25 protein-coding genes and 1 pseudogene are annotated in these 25,378 nt (G+C 68.2%); 15 read left to right on the top strand and 11 right to left on the bottom strand.

The genetic code is table 11. The features are described 5' to 3' along the window. The first annotated feature begins 6 nt into the window (after window positions 1–6). Window positions 7–2,280, top strand: a complete 2,274-nt coding sequence (locus ACTMTF_RS20570; RefSeq protein ID WP_441112125.1) for a protein kinase domain-containing protein — start codon at window positions 7–9, stop codon at window positions 2,278–2,280. A 37-nt stretch (window positions 2,281–2,317) separates the two neighbouring features. Here the strand turns inward: ACTMTF_RS20570 and ACTMTF_RS20565 are convergent, their stop codons facing one another. Beyond that, entirely contained in the window at window positions 2,318–3,430 is a 1,113-nt protein-coding gene (locus tag ACTMTF_RS20565; protein WP_441112124.1) for a methyltransferase, read from the bottom strand. A gap of 224 nt (window positions 3,431–3,654) precedes the next feature. Here ACTMTF_RS20565 and ACTMTF_RS20560 point away from each other — a divergent pair, with 224 nt between their 5' ends. Continuing rightward, the gene (locus ACTMTF_RS20560; protein ID WP_441112123.1) at window positions 3,655–4,146 is read left to right on the top strand and encodes a hypothetical protein; all 492 of its coding nucleotides are present in this window, start codon (window positions 3,655–3,657) and stop codon (window positions 4,144–4,146) included. Here ACTMTF_RS20560 and ACTMTF_RS20555 read toward each other — a convergent pair. Beyond that, a complete protein-coding gene (locus ACTMTF_RS20555; RefSeq protein ID WP_441112122.1) occupies window positions 4,137–5,081 on the bottom strand; it encodes an alpha/beta hydrolase in 945 nt (314 codons plus the stop codon). The genes ACTMTF_RS20560 and ACTMTF_RS20555 overlap by 10 nt on opposite strands. Window positions 5,082–5,150: 69 nt before the next feature. On the opposite strand from ACTMTF_RS20555, the gene ACTMTF_RS20550 reads away from it, so the two are divergent. The 3 genes from ACTMTF_RS20550 to ACTMTF_RS20540 all read left to right on the top strand — a co-directional run bounded on the left by ACTMTF_RS20550 (window position 5,151) and on the right by ACTMTF_RS20540 (window position 8,109). After that, a complete protein-coding gene (locus ACTMTF_RS20550; RefSeq protein WP_441112121.1) occupies window positions 5,151–5,801 on the top strand; it encodes a TetR/AcrR family transcriptional regulator in 651 nt (216 codons plus the stop codon). A gap of 182 nt (window positions 5,802–5,983) precedes the next feature. Beyond that, on the top strand, window positions 5,984–7,312 hold the full coding sequence (locus ACTMTF_RS20545) for a hypothetical protein (RefSeq protein WP_441112120.1): 1,329 nt from the start codon (window positions 5,984–5,986) through the stop codon (window positions 7,310–7,312). After that, on the top strand, window positions 7,309–8,109 hold the full coding sequence (locus ACTMTF_RS20540) for a substrate-binding periplasmic protein (protein ID WP_441112119.1): 801 nt from the start codon (window positions 7,309–7,311) through the stop codon (window positions 8,107–8,109). The genes ACTMTF_RS20545 and ACTMTF_RS20540 overlap by 4 nt, the downstream gene beginning before the upstream one ends. Here the strand turns inward: ACTMTF_RS20540 and ACTMTF_RS20535 are convergent. Beyond that, a complete protein-coding gene (locus tag ACTMTF_RS20535; protein WP_441112118.1) occupies window positions 8,106–9,116 on the bottom strand; it encodes an ABC transporter substrate-binding protein in 1,011 nt (336 codons plus the stop codon). The genes ACTMTF_RS20540 and ACTMTF_RS20535 overlap by 4 nt on opposite strands. Window positions 9,117–9,347: 231 nt before the next feature. Then, window positions 9,348–9,509 (bottom strand): hypothetical protein, encoded by a 162-nt coding sequence (locus ACTMTF_RS20530; RefSeq protein WP_441112117.1) that lies wholly within the window; start codon window positions 9,507–9,509, stop codon window positions 9,348–9,350. 70 nt (window positions 9,510–9,579) lie between these two features. Between ACTMTF_RS20530 and ACTMTF_RS20525 the strand changes: the two genes are divergently transcribed. The 4 genes from ACTMTF_RS20525 to ACTMTF_RS20510 all read left to right on the top strand — a co-directional run bounded on the left by ACTMTF_RS20525 (window position 9,580) and on the right by ACTMTF_RS20510 (window position 13,880). Next, the gene (locus ACTMTF_RS20525; protein WP_441112116.1) at window positions 9,580–10,209 is read left to right on the top strand and encodes a hypothetical protein; all 630 of its coding nucleotides are present in this window, start codon (window positions 9,580–9,582) and stop codon (window positions 10,207–10,209) included. A gap of 97 nt (window positions 10,210–10,306) precedes the next feature. Beyond that, window positions 10,307–12,382: a hypothetical protein gene (locus tag ACTMTF_RS20520; protein WP_441112115.1), complete on the top strand. Its 2,076-nt coding sequence runs from the start codon at window positions 10,307–10,309 to the stop codon at window positions 12,380–12,382. 187 nt (window positions 12,383–12,569) lie between these two features. After that, window positions 12,570–13,259, top strand: a complete 690-nt coding sequence (locus ACTMTF_RS20515; RefSeq protein ID WP_441112114.1) for a DUF899 domain-containing protein — start codon at window positions 12,570–12,572, stop codon at window positions 13,257–13,259. 180 nt (window positions 13,260–13,439) lie between these two features. After that, window positions 13,440–13,880, top strand: a complete 441-nt coding sequence (locus tag ACTMTF_RS20510) for a hypothetical protein (protein ID WP_441112113.1) — start codon at window positions 13,440–13,442, stop codon at window positions 13,878–13,880. A gap of 108 nt (window positions 13,881–13,988) precedes the next feature. Here ACTMTF_RS20510 and ACTMTF_RS20505 read toward each other — a convergent pair whose 3' ends face one another. The 3 genes from ACTMTF_RS20505 to ACTMTF_RS20495 all read right to left on the bottom strand — a co-directional run bounded on the left by ACTMTF_RS20505 (window position 13,989) and on the right by ACTMTF_RS20495 (window position 17,570). Further along, on the bottom strand, window positions 13,989–14,675 hold the full coding sequence (locus ACTMTF_RS20505) for an SDR family NAD(P)-dependent oxidoreductase (protein ID WP_441112112.1): 687 nt from the start codon (window positions 14,673–14,675) through the stop codon (window positions 13,989–13,991). Window positions 14,676–14,762: 87 nt separating this feature from the next. Beyond that, on the bottom strand, window positions 14,763–15,155 hold the full coding sequence (locus ACTMTF_RS20500; protein WP_441112111.1) for an ester cyclase: 393 nt from the start codon (window positions 15,153–15,155) through the stop codon (window positions 14,763–14,765). A gap of 570 nt (window positions 15,156–15,725) precedes the next feature. Next, a complete protein-coding gene (locus tag ACTMTF_RS20495; protein WP_441112110.1) occupies window positions 15,726–17,570 on the bottom strand; it encodes a LamG-like jellyroll fold domain-containing protein in 1,845 nt (614 codons plus the stop codon). Window positions 17,571–17,762: 192 nt separating this feature from the next. Between ACTMTF_RS20495 and ACTMTF_RS20490 the strand changes: the two genes are divergently transcribed. The 3 genes and pseudogenes from ACTMTF_RS20490 (at window position 17,763) to ACTMTF_RS20480 (ending at window position 18,756) form a co-directional block, all read left to right on the top strand. Then, window positions 17,763–17,903 carry a hypothetical protein gene (locus tag ACTMTF_RS20490; protein ID WP_441112109.1) on the top strand — a complete coding sequence of 47 codons (141 nt, stop codon included), beginning with the start codon at window positions 17,763–17,765 and terminating at the stop codon, window positions 17,901–17,903. Window positions 17,904–18,149: 246 nt separating this feature from the next. After that, window positions 18,150–18,239 (top strand): annotated as a pseudogene (locus ACTMTF_RS20485) (IS3 family transposase); the annotation flags it as partial. A 91-nt stretch (window positions 18,240–18,330) separates the two neighbouring features. Next, a complete protein-coding gene (locus ACTMTF_RS20480; RefSeq protein ID WP_441112147.1) occupies window positions 18,331–18,756 on the top strand; it encodes a DDE-type integrase/transposase/recombinase in 426 nt (141 codons plus the stop codon). On the opposite strand, the gene ACTMTF_RS20475 is transcribed toward ACTMTF_RS20480, so the two are convergent. Next, window positions 18,675–19,343: a response regulator gene (locus tag ACTMTF_RS20475; RefSeq protein ID WP_441112108.1), complete on the bottom strand. Its 669-nt coding sequence runs from the start codon at window positions 19,341–19,343 to the stop codon at window positions 18,675–18,677. The genes ACTMTF_RS20480 and ACTMTF_RS20475 overlap by 82 nt on opposite strands. Beyond that, the gene (locus tag ACTMTF_RS20470) at window positions 19,340–20,374 is read right to left on the bottom strand and encodes a sensor histidine kinase (RefSeq protein ID WP_441112107.1); all 1,035 of its coding nucleotides are present in this window, start codon (window positions 20,372–20,374) and stop codon (window positions 19,340–19,342) included. The genes ACTMTF_RS20475 and ACTMTF_RS20470 overlap by 4 nt, the downstream gene beginning before the upstream one ends. Window positions 20,375–20,706: 332 nt before the next feature. On the opposite strand from ACTMTF_RS20470, the gene ACTMTF_RS20465 reads away from it, so the two are divergent. After that, window positions 20,707–21,141, top strand: coding sequence for a hypothetical protein (locus tag ACTMTF_RS20465; protein ID WP_441112106.1), 435 nt, complete (start codon window positions 20,707–20,709; stop codon window positions 21,139–21,141). Window positions 21,142–21,461: 320 nt separating this feature from the next. Here ACTMTF_RS20465 and ACTMTF_RS20460 read toward each other — a convergent pair whose 3' ends face one another. Continuing rightward, window positions 21,462–21,827: a hypothetical protein gene (locus ACTMTF_RS20460; protein ID WP_441112105.1), complete on the bottom strand. Its 366-nt coding sequence runs from the start codon at window positions 21,825–21,827 to the stop codon at window positions 21,462–21,464. 270 nt (window positions 21,828–22,097) lie between these two features. Further along, window positions 22,098–23,069: an RNA polymerase subunit sigma-70 gene (locus ACTMTF_RS20455; protein ID WP_441112104.1), complete on the bottom strand. Its 972-nt coding sequence runs from the start codon at window positions 23,067–23,069 to the stop codon at window positions 22,098–22,100. Window positions 23,070–23,186: 117 nt separating this feature from the next. On the opposite strand from ACTMTF_RS20455, the gene ACTMTF_RS20450 reads away from it, so the two are divergent. Next, window positions 23,187–24,638 (top strand): MFS transporter, encoded by a 1,452-nt coding sequence (locus tag ACTMTF_RS20450; protein ID WP_441112103.1) that lies wholly within the window; start codon window positions 23,187–23,189, stop codon window positions 24,636–24,638. Between the two features lie 14 nt (window positions 24,639–24,652). Further along, a complete protein-coding gene (locus ACTMTF_RS20445) occupies window positions 24,653–25,240 on the top strand; it encodes a maleylpyruvate isomerase N-terminal domain-containing protein (protein ID WP_441112102.1) in 588 nt (195 codons plus the stop codon). Window positions 25,241–25,378: the final 138 nt, after the last annotated feature.

The following is a 25,378-nucleotide window of genomic DNA, read 5'->3' as shown; positions in this document are numbered from 1 at the left end:
ACGGCTTTGAGAACAGGAGACCCGTCCCGGCTGGGAGACTACGAGCTCCTCGGGCGACTCGGCGAAGGCGGGCAGGGCGTCGTCTACCTCGCCACCGACGGGTCCGGGCGACAGGTGGCGGTGAAATGGCTGCGCGCGCAGTACGCCGAGGACGCGGTCATGGTCGAGCGGTTCATCCGCGAGGCCGCCGTCGCCAAGCGGGTCGCGCCCTTCTGCACCGCCCAGGTCCTCGGCAGCGGGATGGAGGACGACCGGCCGTACATCGTCAGCGAGTTCATCGAGGGCGCGACGCTGCAGAGCGTGGTGACCCAGACGGGACCTCGTACGGGCCCCGGTCTGCAACGCCTGGCCATCGGCACCGCGACCGCGCTCGCGGCCATCCACCAGGCCGGGATCGCGCACCGCGACTTCAAGCCCGCCAACGTGATCCTCGCCCCCGACGGCCCGCGCGTCATCGACTTCGGCATCTCCAGGGCCCTGGACGCCACCTCGACGCTCAGCTCCTCACCCATCGGCACGCCCGCGTACATGGCGCCGGAGCAACTGCTCGGTCACACGGTGGGCTCGGCGGCCGACATGTTCTCCTGGGCCGCCACGACGCTCTTCGCCGCCACCGCCCTGGCCCCGTTCGGCAGCGACACCCTGCCCGCGGTGATCCACCGGGTGCTCAGCAAGGAGCCGGACCTGTCCTCCCTGGACGGGCCGTTGCGCGAACTCGTCGCCGCCTGCCTGAACAAGGATCCGGAGCAGCGTCCGTCGGCCGAGCAGGTGATCCTGCGCCTGATCCAGAGCCCGGTCACGGCCAGCGACCCCGCCCTCCTCCAGGAGGCGGCCGCCGTGGCGGCCCCGGTCGAGTCCCCATCGCCGCCCGCGGGCACCAAGCCCCCCGAAACCATCACAGACCGGCCCTCCTACCCCGAGACGGTCGTCGACCGGCCCTCCTACCCGGAAACCGTCGTGGACCCCACGCCCGTGGCGCCCAGCCGGCACAGCGCGCCGCCGCCCGTCCATGACCCGCACCCCAACGCGCACCCCAACATCCAGCCCAACCAGTACGCCCAGCCAGAACAACCCAACCAATACACCCACCCCGCGCAGCCCAACCAGTACACCCAGCCCGGCCATCAGGGCCGATTCCCTCAGGCCGCCGCGCAACATCACCCGCCGGCCGGCCCCGGGCACCCCCATCCCGCTCCGCCGTCCATCCCGCCTCCACCCGGCAAAGAAGGATCGAGTCGACGTGGCCGTACACTCGCCCTTGTCCTGGGCGGCGTGCTGGCGGTCGTGCTGGTGAGCGCCCTCGTCGGGGTGGCGCTGCGCGGCCAGGGCGGCGATCAGGCCGGCCCGCAGACCGGCGCCTCGTCCGCGCCCGCGAAGGGCGGGACCGTCATCCCGCTCCCCGGTGGCGGGGAGGCCAAGCTCTACGAAGACCCGGCCGACCCCCTCGCGCTCACCTCGTACGAGATCCAGAGCGCGGGATCGGCAGGGCAGGTGGGCTACGCCCGCGACTCCCTCACCGGCGATTTCACGAAATATCAGGATCAATCGGAGGCGGTGGTGTCGCCGAACGGCCGCTACCTCGCCGTCCACGGCGCTTCCGCCGGCGATTACGGCTACGACACCGTGACGATCGTCGACCGGGAGACCGGCAAGCAGAGCACGGTCAGGACCGTGCAGCAGCCGAGGACCGCCGCCATCGGCCGCTGGTCCAAGGACAGCGCCCGCCTCCTGCTGGCCATCCAGCGAGGAACCGGCGCGAACCGTACGACCGAGGGCTTCGTCATCCTCACGGTCAAGGACCTCGCCGCCAACGTGGTCGCCAACGACGACGCCGCCGTGAACCGGTCGCCCTACGGCTGGGCGGGCAACACCGGCGGCACGGTCGCCGTCGCCGGCGACGGCGACCAGCGGTCCCTGCGCTTCTACGACACCGACGGCAAGCAGGTACGCACCATCGAGGGAGTCGGCAAGGTGCCGGACACCATGGACTTCTTCTCCCCCTCCGGAGCGTCCTTCGTCACCGACTGCCCCGGCGGCGCGCCGAACACGCAGTGCGTCTGGAACGCGGAGACCGGTCAGCAGACCGGCACCATCACCTCCACCTGCGACAGGGTGCTCGGCTGGTACGACGAGAGCCACCTGTACTGCTGGCAGCCGGCGGACACCGGCAGACGGGTCAGCGTGATCGACCTCCAGGGCAACCCGGTGCGGACCCTGCTGGAGGCGCCCCCCGGCGTCACGATCGAGGCCACCTTCACCCGCAGACCCACCACCGACTGACCCGCCGTACGACTGGGCGGTGCGTCCCTGTGGCGGCTCAGGCCCGCCCGAGCCGCCACAGGGACGTGACCTCGGCGGCACGAGCCGCGTGCAGAGGGTCGGTCTCGTCGAAGGCACGCGGGTGTCTCGGCCGCGTCCGCAGCCGGTCCACGACCCGCAGGCCCACGGTCGCGAAGGCGGCCAGAAGCTCGGCCCGGGTCCGCAGCGCGAGATGTTCGGCCAGGTCCGAAAGGATCAGCCAGCCCTCTCCGTCCGGTTCCAGGTGCTCGGCGAGGCCGTGCAGAAAGCCGCTCAGCATGCGGCCGCCGGGGTCGTAGACCGCGTGGTCCAGGGGTGAGGCGGGCTTGGCCGGGATCCACGGCGGGTTGCAGACGACGAGTGGCGCGCGGCCCGGCGGGAAGAGGTCCGCGTGCACGACGTCGACCCGGCCGGCCAGTCCCAGCCGTCGCAGGTTGTCGCGGGCGCAGGCCAGGGCGCGCGGGTCCTGGTCGGTGGCCACGAGGCGTTCGACGCCCCGGCGAGCGAGGACCGCGGCGAGCACGCCGGTTCCGGTGCCGATGTCGAACGCCCTGGCGTGCGAGACGAGCGGCGCCCGGGCCACCAGGTCGACGTACTCACCGCGGATCGGCGCGAAGACGCCGTAGTGCGGATGGATGCGACCGCCCAGTGCGGGCACGTCGATGCCCCGGTCACGCCATTCGTGCGCGCCGACGATGCCCTGCAGTTCCCGTAGTGAGGTCACCGACGGTCCCGCGGCGGGACCGTACACCTCCGTGCAGGCCTGCCGCAGGTCCGGGGCGCGCCGGAGCGGGACGGTGTAGTCCTGATCGAGCGGCACCAGCAGGCCGCCCAGCGTACGGGCGAGCTGGGAGCGTGCCTGGCGGTGGCGATGGAAGGCATGGGCCGGCGGCAGCGCGGGGCCGCGCGGACGCCGCCCGGCCCGCCGCGCCATGGCGCGCAAAAGCTGTCGGGCGTTGTGGAAGTCGCCACGCCACAACAGCGCGGTGCCCTCACAGGCCAGGCGGTAGGCGGTGTCAGCGGTGAGGCGGTCATCGGCGATCACCACGCGAGCGGGTGGCGGCGAGCCGTTCTCGGAACGCCAGCGGGCGGACCGGGCCTCGCCGTCTTCGGTCCAGCGGATCTCGAGCATTCAGGCTCCTCATGATCGAACCAGTGATGGTCATGAAGAGCACTTCGTCGCGGTGGATCAGCCTGTGGCGGCCTCCCGCGAGGAAGTGCGCGCCGAGGCGTCGCCGAGAACCATGCCGGGTGGTGGGAACGACATGATCAACCTCCTCGTGGGATCGGAACCGTCTTCATCCTAGGCCCGTTCACGCACGATCTTGTCGGTGGCGGTGTCTACGCTCTCCGCTCATGAGCAGCGATGAGACGCGCACCGTGCGCCTGGAGCTCGACGTGCAGGACTGTGGTCGGGCCCATCTGATGGACAGGGAGCTGGGCGCAGACGCCGCGACCCCGGCTCAGTCCACGGAGATCATCGAGGTCGAGCACGGCTGTGCCAACCTCCGCATCACCCATCAGTGGGGGCCGGCCAGATTCACCGTGACAGTCGCCGACCGGGACCCAGGGGCAGATCTCATCGGCTATGAGGACATCGTGGAGGTCGGCTACGTGTCCACGACGGGCCACCTGGAGATGACCGGGTTCACCTTCGACGAGCCCGACATGCGCCCCCTGCCTCCCCTCCCGGCCGGGCCAGGCGCCTACCGCATCCGCTATCACGTCAAGGGCATGGACCTGGAGGGCACCGACGATGCCGTCGATGACCATTATCTTCAGATATGGCCCGCTCCCTTTGACGGCCCCGTTGTCGTCAAGGCCACGAGTGGGGTCTTTCAGCCCTGACCGTTGAGCGCGTCGCGCAGGAACCCCGCGACCCGCGACTGCCACTCCCGGGCCGACTCCAGCACCGCCGACATCTCGTGCGACCCGTGCACATGCCCGGCCCAGCGGATCACCTCCGCCGAGCCTCCCGCCCGCCTCAGCAGTTCCCCGTAGGCCTCCCCCTCGTCACGGAGGAGGTCGTACTCCGCCGTCATGATCAGGGCGGACGGCAGCCCGGTCAGATCGCCGGCCAGCAGCGGCGAGGCGTAAGGATGGCGTCGATCCTCGACGGCGCAGTATCCCTCGATGGCGGCGGCCAGTTCGTCACGGGTCAGCACGAGCGGCCCCTCAGGCGCGTACGTCCGGTCCATCGTGAGGTCGAGCACCGGAATCTCGAGCACCTGGGCGAGCAGCGACGGGCCGCCCTCGTCCCGGATCATGAGCGCCGTGGCGGCGGCCAGGTTGGCCCCTGACGAGTCGCCGCCGATCGAGAGGCGTGACGCGTCGATGCCGAGCCGGTCAGCGTGGTCGGCGACCCACCGCACGGCGGTGTGGCAGTCGCGAACCGGCAGCGGGAAGCGATGTTCCGGTGCGAGCCGGTGCGCGACCGAGACCACCACGCAGCGAGCGTCGATCGCGAGCCGGGCGCAGAGGGCATCACGATGGTCGAGCGTCCCCAGCCACCAGCCGCCCCCGTGGACGTACACGTGACAGGGCAGCGGACCGGCCCCCTCCGGCGTGTAGCCGCGTACGGTGATGCGGCCGCCCTCGACCTCGATCTCGTGATCGGCCTGGACGACCGGCGGGGCGGGCCGCACCACCGCGGCGGCCCGCTGGTCCATGCCCCGATGGATGACGGCACGGCGTTCGGCGGCCGGCATCGACGCGTCCGGCAGACGGCCACGGGCCTCGTCGATGCGGGCCAGCATGGGGACGAGCTCAGGAAGCACCGGCATGGTTGGGCCCTCCACTCGGTACAGTTACTGTAACCTTTCATTTTAGTCACTGTACCTGGGGAGCGCGAGATGGTCGAGACCGCAACCACGGGAGGCCGCGCCCTGCGAAAAGAACAGACCAGGCAGCGGATAGCCGAGAACGCCATGCGGCTGTTCGCCCGGGACGGTTTCGACGCGGTCACCGTGGCCGAGGTCGCCCGAGCCGCGGGAGTGACGGAGAAGACGGTCTTCAACCATTTCGAGACCAAGGAAGACCTCGTCTACAGCGAGGACACGGCCTTCCGCACGGCTCTGCTGGAAAGCGTGCGCGCCCGCTCAGCGCGCGCATCCGTGCTCGACGCGGCCGAGCGCTTCTTCCTCGACCGCTATCGCAGGCTGGAGTTCGACCCCGCCGTGAGGCGCCGGGCGTCGGTCTTCGCCACCCTCGTCGTCGCCAGCCCGGCGCTACAGGCCCGAGAACACCTGATCCACGCCCGCTACGCCGAGGCGCTGAGCGAACTGATCGCCACGGAACAGGGCGCGACGCCGGACGACATCCGCCCCCGCCTCACCGCCGAGGCGCTGCTGGCCGTACACCGGGAGTCGATCGCCGCGATCCGGCGCGCGATCCTCACCGAGGTTCCCGACGCCGAGCTCGCGGCCCACGCCGTCACCACCGCGAGCCGCGGGTTCGACCTGCTGGCCCGCGGCCTGCGCCGCTACGCGGCGAAGCGCGGCTGAGACGCGGCTGAGCAGCCCTACGCGCAGGCCTCCGGCACGCCGGTCTCTTTTCGGCCGCCGCTGCCGCCGAACCCTCTTGCGAACCTGCCGCACCCGCGGCCATGCTCGACTTCCCAGCACGAGTCGATCTCGGGAGGCGCGGTGCACGCCTACGATCCCGGCGTCTCCCACGGGAGCGGCCCATGACGGTGACGGCGACGCCTCCGGCCCGGCGCGAGAGGTCGGTCTCCGGGCGGGTGCGGGCGCTGGCCGGGCTGGCCCTCCTGACGCTGACACTGCTGCTGGCCGCGATCCTGGCCGGCGCGGCGGGTACGGGCTCCAGCCTGCGCGCCATCGGGCATGACGCCGGGCCGCAGGTGCTCGCCACCGCGGGCCTGCATCGGCAGATGTCGGAGATGGACGCGCTGGTGGCCGAGACCCTGCTGCTGGGCAGGGAGTACGGCCCGCAGCAGCAGGCCGACCTGACCACCTACGACCAGCGGCGGCTGGAGATCTCCGAGAGCCTGCTCAGAATGTACCGGCTGGCCCTGGACAACCCGGTCGAGCAACGTACGGTCGAGTCGCTGATCGAGGGCCTGGGCCGTTACGAGCGGCTGGCGGCGCGGGCCCGGCTGCTGGACGCGCAATCCCGCCACACCGCGGGCCGGCCGCCCGACAACGTGGTCGAGGCCTATCAGGCGGCCACCGATCTCATGCACCGCGAGCTGCTGCCCAAGGCCTACAACCTGACCCTGGAGACCGGGACGATCGTCAGGCGCGCGCACGACGCCGAGCGCTCGGCCACCTCGCTGGCCCGCATCGCCGTCATCGTCACCGGGCTGCTCGCGCTGGGCTGTCTCCTGGGCCTGCAGAGCTACCTGGCCGGCAGGTTCCGCCGGGTGTTCGCGCCGGCGCTGGTGGTCGCCACCGTGCTCACCGCCACCGGTCTGGTGGCCGGCCTGGTCCTGCTCGACCGGCAGAGCCAGGCGCTGGAGGAGGCCAAACGCCGCGGGTTCGACTCGGTGCTCACCCTGACCAGGGCCAGGGCGATCAGCAAGAGCATGTATGGGGACCAGAGCCGCTACCTTCTCGACCGCTTCCGTAAGGACACCTACGAGCACACCTTCCTGGACAAGTCCCGGACGATCGCGGCCGTCGAGTCCACGAGCCTGCCCGACTACCAGAGCAAGCTGCGCGCGAACTTCCAGGGCCTGCTCGGCAGCGTGACAGGCCGCGACCGGGACCGCCTGTTCACCGTCTACCAGGGCTTCCAGCAGGCTGACGCCAGGATGCGGACCATGCAGGCCGAGGCGGCGATCAAGTTCTGGGACGGCGAGCTCACCCAGGCCTACGAGAGCTACGACAAGGTGCTGGAGGAGCTGATCCGGCGGCACGAGTCCGACTTCGAGCGCTTCATCGACGGCGGCGACGGCGCCCTGGAGACGCTGTGGCGGTGGATCCCCGCCGGGCAGGCGGCCGGCGGGCTGCTCGTCCTGGTCGGCGTCCTGCCACGACTCAGGGAGTACCGGTGAGGAAACTGCTGATCTGCCTGATCCTGCTGCTCACCGCCTGTGGCACCGCGCAGCCGCAATCCCTCATGGACGACGACGAGGTGGTCGTCGCCATCCGCTCCGACGTCCCGCTGATCAGTTTCAAGGGGCAGGACGGCGCGTACGACGGCTTCAACATCGACGTGGCCGAGGATCTCCTCTTCCGGCTGGGCAAGCGGATCCGCTGGCTGGAGATCGAGGCCGGCGACCAGCTCACCGTGCTCACGGACGGGCGGGCCGACCTGGTCTTCGCCCACATGTCGGTCACCCCGGAGCGGAAGAAGGTGATCGACTTCGCCGGGCCGTACCACGTCGACTTCCAGGACATCGCCGTACGGCCGGCCGACAAGGGCGCCATCCGCGACGTCCGCGACCTGGAGGGCCGCAAGATCTGCCTGGTGCGCGGCACGAACATCGCCCAGCGGATCGTCGAGGAGCGCCGGGTCAAGGCGATCCCCGTCGAGGCGCCCGACTACAACGTCTGCATGGAGATGATCGCGAACGGCGCGATCGACGCCATCTCCACCAACAGCCAGATCCTGGCCGGGCTGCTCACCAAGCCGGGCGTCGACCTGCACCTGGTCGGCGCGACGTTCAACGAGCAACGCACGTCGATCGGCGTGCGCAAGGGCGACGTCGACGGCTGTGAGGAGCTCAACCGGGCCATCACCCAGATGTACCAGGACGGCACGGCCCACATGCTGCTGGACAAGTGGTTCGGCAAGTCGGGCATCGACCTGTCGGTGGTCGCGGTCCCGCAGTTCGAGGGCTGTTCCTAGCCAGGCGGGCCGGCGATCTCCGCACCGAACCTGCCGACGAGCGCCTGCTTGGCGCGCCCCGCGACCGCCACGTCGTAGGGCACCAGCTTGACCATCGCCGGATCGGCCGCCTTGGAGTGCGCCGGCACCCCGGTGTTGGTGGGCAGGGCGTAGAACTGCACCAGCGGCCCCAGCCGCTGCGACGCCCCGCTGAGCGCCCAGTCGACGTACGTGCGCGCGCTGTCGGGGTTGTGCGCCCCCGCCAGTACGGCCAGCCCGCCGAGCTCGTAACCGGTGCCCTCCTGCGGGAAGGTCACCTCCAGGTTCGGATAACCCTGTTCCTGGGCGGCGACGCAGTCATGGGAGAACACGACGCCGACCGCCGCCTCCTCCTTCGCCGCCTGAAGTGCGGCCGCGCTGCCGGAGGAGTTGTATCTCAGCACGTTCGGGTGCAGGTCGCGCAGGTAGCCGAGCGCCGCCTCCTGATCGCCGCCGTTCAGCTCCACGTGCGTCCACAGCGTGGTGTACGCCGTTCCGGAGGTGGCCGGATGGGCGATGGCGACGCTGCCGCGCAGCCGCTCGTCCAGCAACTCCCGCCAGGAGCGGATCGGCTTCATGCCCCGCTCGGCCAGCTCCTTGGTGTTGTTGCAGAAGGCCAGCACGCCGGCGTAGATCCCGCTCCAGGCGTTCTCCGGATCGGCCCACTCCCGCCGGATCTCACCGGACCTCGCGGATTCGTACGGCTCCAGCAGCCCCTGACTCTTGGCGGCCACATAGGAGTCGGCCGGCCCGCCATGCCAGACGTCGAACTCCTGCCGCTCCCGGGCCGCCTTGAGCCGCTCCAGGGCCTCGCCGCTAGAGAGCCGGACGAAGTCGGCCTCCACCCCGGTGGCATCGGAGAACCTCTTGACCATCATCGCGCACCAGCGCTCGCTCGCGCCGCACGCGACCGTGATCTTGTCCCGCCGCGGTGTCGAACAGCCCGCCGCCACCAGAGCCACGACCAGTGCGATGGCCAACGGCCTCATTGCCCCTCCAAGGGGTTCGCCGACGTCCCGCCCGAGTGTCGCCCCCATTCGACACTCCACCCCGGCCGTCACGCAACCGATCACCACCCTGCCGGGAGGCCACGGCAGGGAAAGGGACCTTCACGTGGTGCGAAGGTCCCTGGGGCCGGTGGTCAACGCCTCCCGGCCACGCGCCGGCGGTCAGGCCGGTCCGCCGGCCGAACGGAGCACGGGCGTCGGGCGATCAGGGCGTCACACCCACCAGACGCCGGTGCACACCGCCGCGCTGCCCCCGAGACCAGGCTGTTTCGTGCAGGCCTTGTACCCGTAACCGGAGCGGGCCCGGTATGCGTCGCTGATCGACTCCGAGAACGAACTGATCGCCGCCGTCCGCAGGATGTTCGCCAGTCGCATAGTGCCCCTCATGCCGTGTTGACTTGCTGTCCGAGGAGAGACGCTAAAGAGAGGCGATATGTCGCGATCAGTGAGCGGCGACGGTGTGCCGCATCCGGAAGCGGTTCGTCTCGGCCGCGAAGCCGCTCGGCTTCTGGCGTTGTCCGGGGAGTGTGAGGTCAGGCCAGGGTTGACCGACAGGGAGTTCACCTGGATCGAGGCGGAGTACGGCATTGAGTTCGCCGACGATCATCGGGCCTTCCTCGCCGCCGGACTTCCGATCAACTCCGCCCGGCGCGAGGAAGGCGCCACCTGGGAGCGACCCTGGCCGGACTGGCGTGACGGCGAGGAAGAGGAGCTCCGTCGCCACCTGGACTGGCCGGTACGCGAGGTTCTGCACGATGTGCGGCTGGGCGCTTGGCTGAGCTCATGGGGAGCACGGCCTGAGGACGAGGCGGAGGCGTCACGGATCGCCGGGCGGGAGTTGGCGAGGGCCCCGAAACTGATCCCGCTCTATGCGCATCGTTTTCTGCCCGGCGGACGCGGCACGTACGGAAATCAGGTGCTGTCGATGTGGGGCGCGGACATCATCCCCTACGGCACAGAACTCGTCGACTACATCACCCACGAGTTCTACCCGTCCGATGACGATGAAGGACCTCGGGAGGGCGGGAATCCCGTGCCGGTGTGGGATGAATTCATCTATGACGATCCATCGTGATCATGCGTGCCCGGCACCTCTGTCTCAGCCCGACACCAACCTCACGACATCCCGCTCCGGCGGCCGAACAGTGGTGTGATCGGGCATAGTGCCACGTATGTTCAGAGGTCTCTACGACATCGACTGGTCGTCGATGGAGCATGCGTACGGGTCGGCGGCTGAGGTCCCGGGACTGCTGCTGGCCTTGAGGTCCCCGGACGGGGAGGAACGACGCAAAGCCCTCGTCAGGTTCTACAGCGCCGTCCACCATCAGGGCGTTGTGGTCCCCTGCACGACGGCGAGTCTGCCGTTCCTGTTCGAGTTGGCGGGAGACGTCGCAGCTCACGATCGAGCGGCGATCGTCGACTTATTGGTCAGCATCGGGACGGCAGCCGTCGAGGAATGCGAAAACCAGTACGCCGACTTGGTGGACTTCGCGGGAGCGGCGGCGGTGGTGCGCGAGCGGGCGGAGGTGTTCGTCGGATTCGCCTCGGATGCCGATCCCCGTGTACGCCGCGCCGCGATTCCGGGCCTGGCCCTGTTCCTCGACGACACGGACAGGGCTGCGGCGGTGCTGCGCGATCGGCTGTCGGCCGAGCCCGAGACGGCAGAGCGGCTGCTGGTCGTGGATGCGATGGCAACGCTGGCTCTTCGCGTGCCGGCCTTGTCGGATGGCGCGATGGCGTGGTTCGACGAGCTGGCCGCCGATACGACTCGGGATCCTGGGACGAGGCTGGCGGCTGTGGTCCAGCAGGCTCGCTGCGCCCCGGAGCAGATCAGCGAGGACACCGTTCCGGCCGCGATCGACCTGCTACGGGAAATGGCGAACGCCACGGTGACGGACGGGGAGCGGCCGGCCCCGGCTCCCCACGTGACACCAACGACTCCTGAGGCTCCGGCGGCCGGAGTGGCGCCGCAGGTCGTCGCCGCGTTCGAGGATCTCGACAGGAAGGGGCTCGTGCACGCGCCCACCACGCATCTGCTGCGTACCTTCCACGAGACCCTGGCAGCACGGGTATCCCAGCGCACGGCACTGCTCGCGCAGCAGTTACGCACCCCTGACCCCGGCTCCCGGCTGGACGCGATCCGGATGAGCGCAGAGCTCATGAAGTCCTGGCGCGGTGACCATACCTCGCTCATCCTGCAGGTCTCCGAACACCTCGGCGCCACCGAGCATGAGGTCGCCGCCGAGGCCGCGGCCGTTCTGGAGGAGTGCCACGCGATCGCCGAACCGGCCCGGGGCGCACTGGCCGCGCACGTCGCCGCGCACGGACCCGATGCGTGGGCCGCGCCGAACTCCGAGCAGCGCAGGGCTCACCAGGAGGCGGTTCGCGCGCTGGCGCGCCTCGGCGACGCGCGAGCCGTGCCCAGCGTGCTGGCGGCCCTGGACAGCGGCGTCGACGCCTGGCGCGCGGTGGAGGTCGCGGGTGCTCTGATCGAGGCCGCGGACCACCTGGTGCCTCGCCTGTGTGCGCACTTACGCCGCGTCGACCACACGCAGCAGTGGCTCGGGAGCAGCGCGGCCGCGTTGCTGTCCGCCCTGGGGGATCTCCGGGATCAGGCGGCGCTGCCCTCGATCATCGACACACTGGCCGCCGCTGTACGTCATGACCAGGCGGGAACCACGTCCTCAGCGCTGAAGGCACTGGCGACGTTCGGTCCTGCGGCGGCACCCGCGCTCGAGACGATCCGACCGCTGACCGCTGCCTCCGATGCGCACGTACGCCCGGACGCCGTCGCAGCGCTGTGGGCCATCGGCGGCGATCGGGAGGAAGTGATGCCGCTGCTCGGCGAGCTCCTCACGGGCAGGCCCTTCTTCTGGAAGACGCGAGCCGCAGACGTGCTGGCCGAGATCGGCCCGCCCGCCGTGGCGGCTCTGCCGCAGCTGCGGCAGCTGCTGACCGACCGCTATGACTGGGTCCGTATTCACGGCGCGGCCGCCGTATGGACGATCGGCGGCGAGGCCGAGACATCGATCGTCCTGGACATACTGCTCCAGGCATGGAGTCAGAACCCGGCGACGGGCGATCACATCGTGGCGTTCCTGGACCGGATGGGCCTCGCGGCGGAACCGGCCCTGCCGCAGGTCCGCTCGGAACTGACCCTCCCCCGGCGCAACGCCCGCTTCGCGAGCATCCGCAGAGACGAGGAACTACAGCGGGTCTGCCATGCCATCATCGGCCGGCTCTCCTGAGCCGTCCGGGTGTGGGCTCCTCAGCGGACGTATGACGGCCTCGTATGCGTCACTCGATTTGACGTTGACGGTGCCGTAGAGGTTGAGCGGTCTTTGCCATGACTTGCCCCATCGGATTGCCCGGCCACCGATGAATTCGACGGCCGGGGCAGGTCTACCCCCATAGAGCAAGGATCAGGGAGGAACCATGAGCACGAACGCACTACCGCCCGTCGTCGACGCCGATACCTGGCAGCGTCAGCTCGAAGAACTGCGTGCTCGGGAGAAGGCCGCGACCCGCGAACTCGACGCCATCGCCGCCCAGCGCCGCCGCCTGCCCATGGTGAGAATGCCGGACTACACCCTCGAAGGCGAGGAGGGACCGGTGCGGCTGGCGGACGTCTTCGCAGGCAAGAGGCAACTCATCGTCTACAACCACATGTGGTTCCCGGGCAAGGAGTGGCAGTGCCCGGGCTGTACGGGCTTCACCTCGCAGTTCACCCGGCTGGAGTTCCTGGACGCCTACGATGCCCGGTTCGTCATCGTCACCCAGGGCCCGATCGCCGAAGCGCTCGCCTACAAACGGCGAGTCGGGAACAAGATGCCCTGGTACTCCACCGCGAACAGCCCGTTCGGCACCGACGTCGGCGCACCGCCCGGCGAAGGCTTCGCCGTCAACGTGTTCCTCCGCGATGGCGACACCGTGTACCGCACCTGGCACACCAACGGCCGGGGCACCGAGCAACTCAGCCACACCTTCGCACTGATCGACCTGCTGCCGTACGGGCGGCAGGAGGAGTGGCAGGACTCGCCCGACGGCTGGCCACAGTCGCCCACCTACAGCCGGTGGCCCTCCTCCGAGGACATCGCCGCGCGCTACGGCCCGGATACCGCCTAGGACCTTCGTCAGGCTCATCAAGCGGACCAGACAGTACCTTCGTGCGCGCGCGTGCGCGCGAGTGCGCGCGAGTGCGCGCGAGTGCGCGCGAAGGTCAGCGGGCCAAATATGTGCCAACCGCCATATTGAGCACAAATCGTAGGCAGCGACCGTGAGCCAGTGGCTAGCATGATCACTCCGATGGACATCGAGAGGATATTCGTGCGTACACGCAAGCTGGCGACCCTCCTGGCCAGCACGGCCCTGGCCGCCACCACCACACTGGTAGCGGGCGCCACCCCGGCCGGTGCGGCCGGGCCCTGCGGCAGCAGCTACTCCCGGGTCGGCGTCTACGCCGTCTCCAAGGACGGGACCCGCACGGGCACACTGGAGGTGTACTACAGCTCCAGCACCGGGAAGAACTGCGCCCTGACCTACGGCTACGGCTCCTACGCCAACACCTTGAGCTGGAAGAGAGTCACGATCTCAAGAGGCGACGGCAGCGGAAGCTCCACCGATGCCGGGGAGTACAAGGTCTACGCCGGCCCGGTGTACGTCTCCGCGCCCGGCCAGTGCATCGACGTCGGCGCAACGGTACCGGCCTGGACGATCCGCGAGCTCAACAACGTGCACTGCGGCTGAACCTCTTGTGACCAGACCGGGTGCTCTCCAGCGGGAACGTGGAGAGCACCCGCGCACGTGGATTCCGGCCGGGCAGGCATCCCGGCCCGCCATTGCTTCCATACGCGCCTACCAGGGCAACTCCCCGGTTTCGTCTTGGAACGTTCCTGTCGGACCGTCCGCGCCGAGAGTCGCCAGGCGCACGACGGTTCTGGCGCTCTCTTCCGGTGATCTTCCGATTCCGAAGGCCGCGGTCATATCGGTGGCGGTGGTGCCGGGCTCGACCGCGTTGAACTTGATGCCCGGCTGGGACTTGGCGTACTGAACCGTGAGCATGGTGGCCGCGGACTTGGACGCGGAGTAAAGCGCCAACGGCAAGCCGAACTCCGGCCGCTCCGGATTGGTCACTGCCCAGAATGACCCGGCGCTGCTCGACACGGTGACCACGTTGGGATTCGATGATCTGCGCAGCAGGGGAAGCGCCGCCTCCGTGACGCGCACGATTCCCACCGCGTTGGTGTCGAAGGCTCGGAGAGCCGTGGGACCGTCGGGGACTCCGTCTCCCAGGACGCCCGCGTTGTGCACCAGAACGTCGAGCCGGCCCTCGGCCGCATCGATCGTCGCCAGCGCGCTGCTCACCGATGCGTCGTCGGTCACATCGAGTCGGACGAATCGTGCACCCAGTGCCGCCGCGGCCTTCTGCCCTCGCTCGACGTCACGCGCGCCGACGTAAACGATGTGGCCCAACTCCACAAGCTGTTTGGCCGTCTCGAAGCCGATGCCCTTGTTGGCCCCGGTGATCAGTGTGATGGTCATGCGTTTCCTTTCGACATCTTCTGCGGGCGACCCTGACTCAGCGCGGCGCACGACCGTTCTCCGGGTTGCTGACGCCGATCCCGCAGGTCAGCCGGTCAGTTGCCGGCGCAGTTCACTGGCGTCGTGCAGGGCCGTCATATGCACGAACCGCCCGTCGCGGACCTGATAGATGGCGTACTCCACAATCTCGAACGAGGCGCCGGTGGGAGCCACACCGAGCCACTCCTTCACCGGAGTGCCCGTGTTGACCGCACGCACGGCCAGACGGTCACCGTCGATGAGTAGTTCCTTGAGCTCCCAGTGAAGGTCCGGAACCGCATCCACATCAGCCTTCTGAACCGCGAGGAGGTCGTCCCGGGTGGCCGGCTCACCGTTCAAAGTGGTGTGTTCGTCGATGAACTCGTTCATGTTGTCGAACCTATGGGCGTTGAGCTCCTCGACGTAGCGCAGGTAGAACGCTCGCAGCTCACTGTCAGACATCAGATGACCCCTCTGTTGGGCAGTCCCGAATCGGGGCTGCGACCGGACGTAGTCCCACGTTGACATCCCCCTAGACTTCCGCATCGATCGCTACAGAAGTCAACGATAGCACTTCTGTAGCGATCGATGCAAAAAGAGACAGGCTGTTGGGAGTGGAGACGACCCGACCGACGCGATGGGCATCTTCACCACCGGCGTGTACGCGGTTCCAGCGAGCCGTCGACGCGGGGGGCCCACCTTCGGAGACCGATCCGGGGCGACTGGCCCGATACGTCATCACCTTGGCATTCGGCGTCGCCGTGCAAGCCGCGAGCGGTGTCGGCCGCGATGAACTTCGGCAATGGCCGACACCGCCCTACGCAACTGGCCGCTCTCCTGAGAACCGCCCGGCGTTCGCCTTCGCGAGCAACTACTCGCCGTAACGGCCGGTCCTCACCAACGACCCCTTCGCCCGAGCAAGATCCATGCAACCAGCGTCGCAGGAAGGCATCCGACGGCGAATCCCACCGCCTGGCCCAACCCGTCGCACTACCGGCTCACCCGGACCCGCATGGCGGACCACGCGTGCATTCACTCGTACGGTGTCAGGAACTCCCGCGGCTTCAGGGCCCGGGACATGATCCGCACGTCGCCGATCCACCCGTAGTAGCCCTGCCCGTACTTGAGCGCGAACTGGGTGCCGCCGATCGCGAACGGCCTGCCCAGCGTGGAGATGCCTCTCGACGGCTGCGTGGGGTTCCGGGCGATCTTGGAGCCGTCCACGTACACGACGGTGCGCCGCGAGTCGTTGACGACCGCGACGTGCATCCAGCGCCCGACCGGCAGAGAGTGGCTCCACGACGTGGGGTCGGCGTCGCGGTCGGTCGGATACACGACGTACTGCAGGAACCGCTCCGGTGACAGGTTGAGGCTGCACGTCGGCTCCTCCGGCGACCAGCCGCTGGTCTTGCCGGCGTCACCGCTGCGCCCCTCCCAGCTCAGGATGCCCATCCACGCGTGGTCACCCTCGAACGGCTCCGGCAGCTTGAGGAACGCCTCGATCGTGTACCCGGACTCGAACTTCATCGCGTTGATCGGCGCGCTGGGGGCCGACCTGAGGACAGCGCCCCGGTCGGGGTTCTTGCCGCCGCCGAAGCGCAGGCTGGCGTGCGCGGGCTGGCCCTCGTGGTGCTCGACCGACCACTTCAGCGCCTCGGGGGCGCTGGCGTGCAGGAGTTCCATGGTGAGATCGTTGCCGCCGCCGGTGAGATCGCGAGCGACCGCGCCCGCCGGGACGACCGCGCCGTCCGTGCCCGCGTCGGCGAGCCCCTCGCCGTCGAACCGCCAGTACGCGACCGTGCCCCTGGGCATCACGATCCTGGCCGGACGCGGCGGAGGCAGGGTGCGCGGGGCGAACCCCGAAAAGCGTGCGTCGAAGTCGATGTCGATGCTGAAGCGATCCACGGAGCCGGTCAGTTCGAGGTTCTCCGCCTCCAGGGGCGCGCGGTCGGTCGGGTCGCGATCGAGCAGCCATGGCGACAGCGTCTCGACGTCGATCACGTTGCGTACCAGGTCGAACGCGTAGAGCCGGACCATGCCCGCGCCGCCGTAGTAGCGGTCCTGGTAGTTGACGATGTGCACGTGCACGTCGTGGCCGGCGTCGTTCTTGAGCACGGTACGGCCGGGCGGCCAGTAGTGCCCGTTGAGCGTCAGGAAGATCTGGTCGTTGCGCCGGACGAGGGTGTCCCACAGCCGCTGGCCGTACTGCGACAGCCCCGCCCCGCCCGAGGCGTCCGGCCAGGCCAGATCATGCGTGGTGAGAATGGCGGGCAGGGTCGCGTTGGCGTCGATGACGCCCTGCGCCCACCGGATCCCACCGTCGGAGATCCGCCAGTCCAACGCCAGCACCAGCCACTTCCGCCCGCCGGCCTCCAGCACGTGGTAGCTGTTGTAGCCGTCGGGCGAGGCGCCGCGAAACGTCGGCATCCTGGCGAACCGGGCCGGGCCGAACGCCCGCAGGTAGGCGCTGTCACCGCGCTGGTCGTCACCGCCCGCGATGTCGTGGTTTCCGGCCAGCACGCTGTACGGCAGCTTGCCGTCGATGGCCTTGAACACGTCGCTGGCGAGCTTGATCTCGTGCTCGCTGCCGTGCTCGGTCACGTCGCCCAGGTGCGTCATGAACGCGATGTTCCTGCTCTCGCGCTCGCCGGTGAGAAAACGGAACGTCTGGCGGAGCGGGGCGGGGTCGGAGCTGTCCTCGTCGAAGAGGTACTGCGTGTCGGGCAGCACGCCGATCGTGAAGCGCGGGCTGTGCCGGTCGTGTCTACCGCCACGGGTGGCGGCCTGGGCAGGGGCGGCGTCGAGCAGGGTCCCGGACGCCACGGCTGCGGCGGGCGCCCACAGCAGCGTGCGACGGCCGAGGGAGGGCTGAGTCATGTGTACTCCGTTTCAGGTGCCGCGCAGCACCATGATCGGCCCACATGACCCGGCGGTGCCTGGAGCGCCAACACCCGCCCTCCCCCGGCGGAAATCTTGGCCCGGCCGGCCAGAGGCAGGCGCCACAGGGAAACGGCCCTGGCCGGACTGGCGTGACGGCGAGGAAGCGGACGCGGCACGTCCGGAAGTCAGGTGCTGGTCGGCGACGGCGCCGCCGGTTGTCCCGAACGAGCTCCGCTCGACCGGGTGCACGTCACCTGCGCCGTCCACACCGTTCCGTACGCGTGGGTCGAGCAGGGCATGAGGTGGCCCCCGCGATGTGGACATGCCTGAGAATGGCGGTCGTGGATCTACGCGGCCGAGCGCAGCGGGACGAGCCTGGCGGCTGGGATCGAGCCGGCGGGCTCGGAGGCGGAGCCGGCTCGGTTGCGGGCGAGAACGCCCGCCTGGTCAAGGCCGAGAAAGAGTGGCAACTCGCGGTGCCGACACCCGCGCTGTCCGGCAAGCCGAAGAACAGGCTTTGGTGGAGGAGATCCGGGAGATCCACGCCGAGCATAGGGGCGCCTACGGGCGTTGCGGGTGCATGCCCAGCTGCGTGGGTTCGGGCACACCGTGAACCGCAAACGCGTCACCCGGCTGATGCGCGTCCACAACATCGTCGGCCTGCACCTACGCCGCAAGAGACGCACCACGATCCCCGACAAGGTCGCGCCACCTGCCCCGGACCTGGTGAGACGGGACTTCACCGCCGCCGGCCTCGATGAGAATTGGTGCGGCGACATCACCTTATGTGCAGGTCGGCAACGGCCGGCTCTACGTCGCCTCGGTGATCGACATCAGGTCCCGGCGGGTGCTGGGCCGGTCGATGGCCCCGCACATGCGCACCGGCCTGGTGATCGACGCGATGAACGCCGCGGTTGCCGCCCGCGGCGGCCACGTCCGTGGCGTGATCTTTCACTCGGATCGCGGTTCGCCTCTTTCGTATCTCTCGCCTTGGCGTTCGAACAACAACACCAGCAGACCGCTAAGCTCTCACTGGTCGCATAAGCCCTTGTGTCCACACTCCGGGGGTCACCTCAGACGCATGGCTACTCTCGACAGTCGTCAGTCTGATCGTCGAATGAGCCCGCTCTGCCATGCCCAGGCGGCGATGCCAACACGACTGGTGGCCTCCACCTTCCGCTGAATACTGGCGACGTGGCTCTTGACGGTTCCGATCGATATGAACAGCTCAATAGCGATGTCCGAGTTGCTGAGGCCGCGTGCCACGAGCATCGCGATCTCTTGCTCTCGTTCGGTGAGCGGTATTTTCAGGGCCTTATCGACGTAAGCTGTCTGCTGCTGGAACTGCTCTAGGAGCCGGACGGTCACTTGCGGACTGATAAGGGTGTCGCCGCTCATCGCTGAGCGCACGGCTTCCACGAGCAGGGTCGGGCCAGAGCGTTTGAGGAGAAATCCGCTGGCGCCGTTTCGTAATGCAATGTGCACGTATTCGTCGACCTCGAAGGTCGTAACGACGATGACCTTGACCGTACCCAGGAAATCTGGACCGGTCAGGCGGCGGGTTAGTTCGAGTCCATCCAGTTCTGGCATCCTAATATCCGCCAGCACGATGTCGGGCCGGTATCGTCGTACCGCCCGTAGCGCCTCAGCACCGTCGGCCGCTTCGGCGACGACATGCATGTCCGGCTGGGAATCCAAAATCAACCGGAAGCCGATGCGCACCCGTTCCTGATCGTCGGCAATGAGGATCCTGGTTCCGTGGCCGGTCATGGAGTCACTCCTCCTTCTGGGAAATGAGCCCTGACCTGCCAGGTCGAAAGGCCGACGAGTCCTGCGTGGAACGTCCCGCCGACCGTCTCGACTCGTTCCCTTAACGCGATCAAGCCGAATCCGGAGGGCTCCGTAGCCGACGGCCGCGCTTGCTGGGATGCTCGCTCGCTGGTCACCTCGACGGTCACTTCCCGGGCGGAGGTCTGCCGGGTTTTCGTGACGGCGACCTTGACGGCGGTGGCGTCCGGCGCGTGTTTGCGGATGTTGGTCAGGGCCTCGACGACGACGCGGAAGATCGTGGCGCTGACGTCCGGGCCGAGGTCTTCACTAACACTCGTGTCCAAGGTCAGCTCCGCCCTGATGGTGCCGCTGTCGTTGAAACGCCGCAGGAGGGCCGGCAAGTCACGGAGACCGAGAGTCGGCTGGATGGTCGTCTCCTGAGTCGCGGTGTGGAGGAGGGGCGTATCCTCGCCCGCTTCGAACAAGGTCCGGACGGTACGGTCGAGCGTCGAAAGCGCGCGTAGGGCGTCCGCTTCGATGCCGCGCAGCGCGATCCGCTGCTGGGCTGGGTCGTGCTCGGCGACGGCGATCGCCGCTTGGGCCTGCACCAGAATGGCGCTGAGATCGTGCCCGAGGAAGTCGTGCAGGTCTTTGGCCAACTCTATGCGCTGTGACCGCCGGGCCTGGATGGCGTGGTGCCGCCTTTTGCGGTTCCTGCGACGACCGTCCACCCCGAAGGCCGCCGCGCTGCAGGCGAGCATGGCGCCGAAGAGGGACATGCCCAGTCCTTCGAGTGGGGCGGCGACTTCGGTCAGCCGTATCACCAGCACGGAAATCGCCAGGCCCGCGATCGTGCAGCAGGCCACGGCAAGCCGTGCGGAGGGCAACCGGGTGGACACGATGAGGAGGACGATCAGGCCGGCGGCTTCGGCTAGAGCCGCCACGCCCTGGGCCGGTCCCGCAGGGGGTGAGGAGAACGCAGTCAGCACGATCGAGATCGCGGCCGCGGTGAGCGTCAGTGCCGCGGTCATCGCCGTGGACGGTCGGATGGAGAACGACGCGACGATTAGCCCCGCCGCGCCCACACATGCACTGGCGCCGATCGCACTGAGCGGACCGGCCCAAACGAATGCCGCGACAGCGGCGGCGAGAGATGCACACCCGGCTCCCACCAGCATCTTTGTCCGTGTCTGTGCACTGCCATGCATGGGACGAAGCCTATGGGGCCGACGGGCTCGACAACTCAGCCTGCAGACAGAGATTCTTCTCGCCGCAAGAAGCGATCTCGGTCTCCAGGCAGATGCCCACGACAGGTTCGCACCGGCAGGCTCATTGCGAACCCACGAGAGAACGGAGACCCCAAATGTCCCGGGTCGAGACAATGTCCATGCCGCAGTCCGCGGCGACAAGGGCCGTCGGATACCTGGCCGCTTGTATGGCGGCAGGACTCGCCGCGATGCACTTGGCGATTTACACAGTCGGATACCTCAACACGCCGGGCACACCCCTGAGCGCCTACCTGCTCCGCGGCGTCGCCATCGCGCTGGTCGCGCTGCTGTTCGCCGTATCCGCCCTCGCGTTGACTCGCATGAGGATGTCGGGAAGATGGCGTCGTGCGCATCTGGCCGTGAGTTGCATCGCCGCAGTGCTCCTGACGGTCCAGGCGCTGCTAATCGCGCTCGGAGAGCCGGGACTGCTTATTCAACCGGCAGGACCGGGGCCGTGGTCCCTCATCGGTGGGCCGGCCTTCGCCGTCCTTTCCTGGAATCGGTCGCGCCGACGCCAGCCGAACTGGTGACTGTCCGTCGATCCCGGACGAGTCGCTGGTTCGCCGCCGCAGCTTCTCTGGTGGTGTGCGGCACGGGCGAGCCGTCCGCGAGGCACCTCCGAAAGCCCTCGGACGAGCGCGAGATTGTCGCGCCACGAACGAGGTGTGTGGCTGGCCGCTGTGATCTTGCCGCTGTTCTATGCCCTGCGACAGTTGGCGTGAGCGCTAGGGATCCATGTCGGAGTCACCGAGGAGTTCATCCGACCGTACACGGCGCCGGGCGCCCGCATCACCGAAGCCGTCCTCGGCGCGATGGCCATCGGCGGCGCGTTGCTTCCCCTGGGGCTCGGTCAGCGGTGGGGAAGTTGCATCCCACGCCGGAGCCCGATTCTGCCTGACCGTCCAGTGCCAAGGCTGTTGGTGGTCATTCCCGCTGGCGTAGTATCGATCACACTTGCGGCCGCTGGGCTCTTCCACTTACATTCAATTTTCCTAGCATCAACCGACCCCACGATGTTGGTATGGTAATGCGCATTCTGTGGGAACAGGTCGAGTGTCGGCAATACATAGACTCGGCGTTCCGCGACCCTTCGGACAAATTCTGAAAAGTTTTCCAAATATGGTTCATGAATTAAGTTCCAGTCGTCCATTCCACGCCCGATGCCATGCGGATTTCCGCTGGCCGCGTGCACTTTATTGCCCGGATCGATGAACACGCGCACTACATTATATTCGCCATATTGTATTTGCCGCAAAAAGACTCTGCATGGCGGGAGTCGTATAGTCCAGGCTCGAACGACGAGTGAAAGTACGCGCCGGTACTGGTTTGGCGGCAATGACACCTGCGACGCCGTCGTAGCATCCACTTCTCGCATGCTCGGCAGAATGCCAAGGCTCGTGATCACAATTCCCCTAGCCGTGATCAGCGCGGCGAGGCTGGTCCTGATAGATCAGCGTCGCCCTGGGGAAGAAATGCCGGCCACCACTCATCGCCCGAGGTCGGCCTCATGCACATGGGGCAGGCCGAAGGCGCTGAACAGACTCCGGTCGTCGAAGACCTCGATGCGTTCGAACCCCGACCTCGTGACGGTCAGCACGTCGATGGTGTGGGCCCGCAGGACCCCGTCGGCATCCCGTCGGTAGACACCAAAGCCCGGTTTGCCGTTCACCGAGATCGGTACCATTCTGCAGTTACCTACCGCGGGGCAGTTCAGCAGGTACTGGGCGATCTCGTCGCGGCCCTTGAGCACGGTGTTGGATGGTCGCCGCTGGCAGAGGGTGTCGTCGGCGAGCAGATACACCAGATTGGTGATGTCTCCGGTCTCGAATGCGGCGGCGTACTCGTCCAGTAGTCTGCGCAGAGCGAGATCGTCCGGCTTCGCCGCTTCGGCGGCGGTCGAGGGAGTCTGCGCGAGTTGCGCCCTGGCACGCCGCAGCATGCTGTGCACTGCCGTACCCGATGTGCCGAGCAGGTCGGCGATTTCAGTCGCCTGCCAGTTGAGCACGTCCCGCAGGACCAGCACCGCGCGCTGGCGGGGCGACAGGTGTTGCCAGACGACCAGCAGAGCACGCTTGCGATGCTCCCGTGCCGCGACGATCACTGCGGGATCGCTGTGATCGTCGTCCGTCGTCCTGGCTGCTCTCTGCCCGGCGGGGTCGTCATCGTCCGGCAATGCGGTCAGCGCCGGCTGCCGGCTCCGGCCCGTCAACACATTCAGACAGACATTGGTGGCGATCCGATACAGCCAGGTGCGTAGCGACGAGCGGCCCTCGAAGCCGGCATAGGATCGCCAGGCCCGCAGGTAGATCTCCTGTACCTGGTCCTCAGCGTCCTCCATCGACCCGAGCATTCGGTAGCAGTAAGTGAGCAGCTCGGTTCGGAACGGATCCGTCAGCCGGGCGAACTCCTCGCTGCCTGTCTTGTCGAGAGCGGCAGTCGTTTCATTGGTCGTTATCACAACATGATCCCCTGTCAGGGCACGATTTTCGTACCTTATGGGTACAGACCAGCGTAACGACCGAAATTCGTCGCGGCGGCGCGACGAATCGCATCGGCCCTCGCGGTCTATCTCCATGTGTCAGAACAAGCGAGCACAACTGCCCTTGAGGACAAGACCCCGTCCGCTCCGGACCCACGCCGCTGGCAGGCCTTGGCCTTGCTGTGCACGGCGTACTTCATGATCATTGTTGACTCGCAGATCGTCATCCTGGCGTTGCCGTCCATCGAGTCCGAGCTCAGCTTCGGGCTGACCGGCTCCCAGTGGGTGATGAGCGCCTACCTGCTCGCCTTCGGCGGGCTGCTGCTGTTCGGCGGTCGCACCGCCGACATGCTCGGCGGCCGCCGGATGTTCATGGTGGGCACCGCTCTCTTCCTGGCCGCCTCGGTGCTCTGCGGCTTCGCGTGGACCGGCGGTGTCCTGATCGCCGCACGGGTCGTGCAGGGCGTCGCGGCGGCCATCATGGCGCCCACGGCGATGGCCGTACTGATGAACACTTTCGACGACGGCAAGGAACGCAACCGTGCCATCGGCGTGTGGACCGGAATCGGCGCGTTCGGCGCCACTGCCGCGCTGCTGGTCGGTGGTTCCATCACCCAAGGCTTGGGCTGGGAGTGGATCTTCTTCATCAACATTCCCCTGGCCGGCGTCGTTCTAGTGATCGGCCCACGCCTGCTCAGGGAGACGCCGATCCGTGCGGGGAGACGCTCGTTCGACCCGTTCGGCGCGATCACCGTGACTGGAGGGCTGGTGCTCCTGGTCTTCGGCGTGGCCGAGGCGCCGGCGGTGGGCTGGGGATCCGGCCGCACGCTGGGGGTCCTGGGCGCCGCGGCGGTGCTGTTCGCGTCGTTCCTCATCGTGGAGTGGAGGGCGAAGGCACCGCTGGTTCCGTTGCGGATCTTCCGGCGGCGTGCCCTCGTAGGTGGCAACATCATGACGCTGCTGGTGTCCATGGCGACCTATGGCGGCGCTCTGATGATGTCCGTCTACGCGCAGCAGGTGCTCGGCTACTCGGCCATCCTGTTCGGTCTGAGCACCGCCATCTACGCCGCGATGTCCATCGTCGGCTCCAACCTCGCCGGCCCACTCACTACGAGGTTCGGCTACCGAAAGGTGGCCTTGTTCGGCGCGACGCTCCTAACCGCCGGCGCCTACCTGCTCTCCCGGGTCACCGCGGACGGCGACTACTGGACTGACCTGCTGCCCGCGATGGTCGTGTTCGGCGCGGGCATCGGCACCACGGTCGTGGCTTCGGCCATCGCCGCGCTGTCCGACGTCTCGGCGGACGAGTCCGGCCTGGCCTCGGGTATCAACAACTCGGTCTTCCAGATCGGCGCCGCGTTCGGCATCGCGCTATGCACCACCGTGTTGATGGCCAACACCGACGACTTGGCCGCCGATCCGAGGGTCGGCCTCAACGAAGGTGTGCAGGCGGCGTTTCTGGCCGCGTTCGGTTTCGCGGTCGTCTGCCTCGCCGTCGCCGTCATCCTCACGCTACTGCGCAAGCGCTCCTCGTCTCCGTCCGCGTGAAAGGATTGTCCGAAATGATGATTCCCTGGTCCGAACTGCCTATCGCGTCGGCCGCCGAGGCCCTGCCGGTACTCGAGAAGGGCGTGGACCAGGACTGGTCCCGCCGCGCGGCGGACACCTCGTGGACCGCCCGGGACATGCTCGATCACATCGTGCTCGGCGTGACCGGTTATGCCGGGCTGCTCATCGCCCAGCCCACGGACCGGCACCTGGGCCTGCGGACCGGCAACGATCCGCGCGCGGCGATCCCGCTGCGCATCGAGTCGATCGAAATCGCCGCGACACTGCTGTCCCTGACCGTGCGCGCGACTTCACCCGAGGTCAGGGCGTACCACCCGTGGGGCACGTCGGACGCGGCCGGTTTCGCCGCGATGGCTGCCGTGGAGATCCTCGTGCACAACCACGACCTCGCCCGGACCCTGGGGTGTGACTGGAGCCCACCCGACATCCTGGCCGCGCAGGTCGTCGAGCGGCTGTTCCCCAACGCCCCGAAGGGGCACGCGCCAGGTCAGACCCTGCTCTGGTGCACCGGCCGGATCGCCCTGCCCAGCGTGCCACAGCTGCCTCGTGAGCAGTGGCAGTGGTACGGCGAGATCCGCTGACGATCCTCCAGGTTCTGCTCGGACGGTCGCGGGTGCTGGCACGCCGACGATCTCCCCTCGATGGGTTCCCGGTCACGACCCAGGCACTGTGGACCTGCATCAACGGGCGGATGTCCGGGCTAACCTAACGATCGTCAG

The sequence above is a fragment of the Nonomuraea sp. ZG12 genome (assembly GCF_052068115.1).
Classification (GTDB): domain Bacteria; phylum Actinomycetota; class Actinomycetes; order Streptosporangiales; family Streptosporangiaceae; genus Nonomuraea.
The sequence above is the reverse complement of the archived record's forward strand: the minus strand, read 5'-3'. Positions and strand labels throughout refer to the sequence as shown.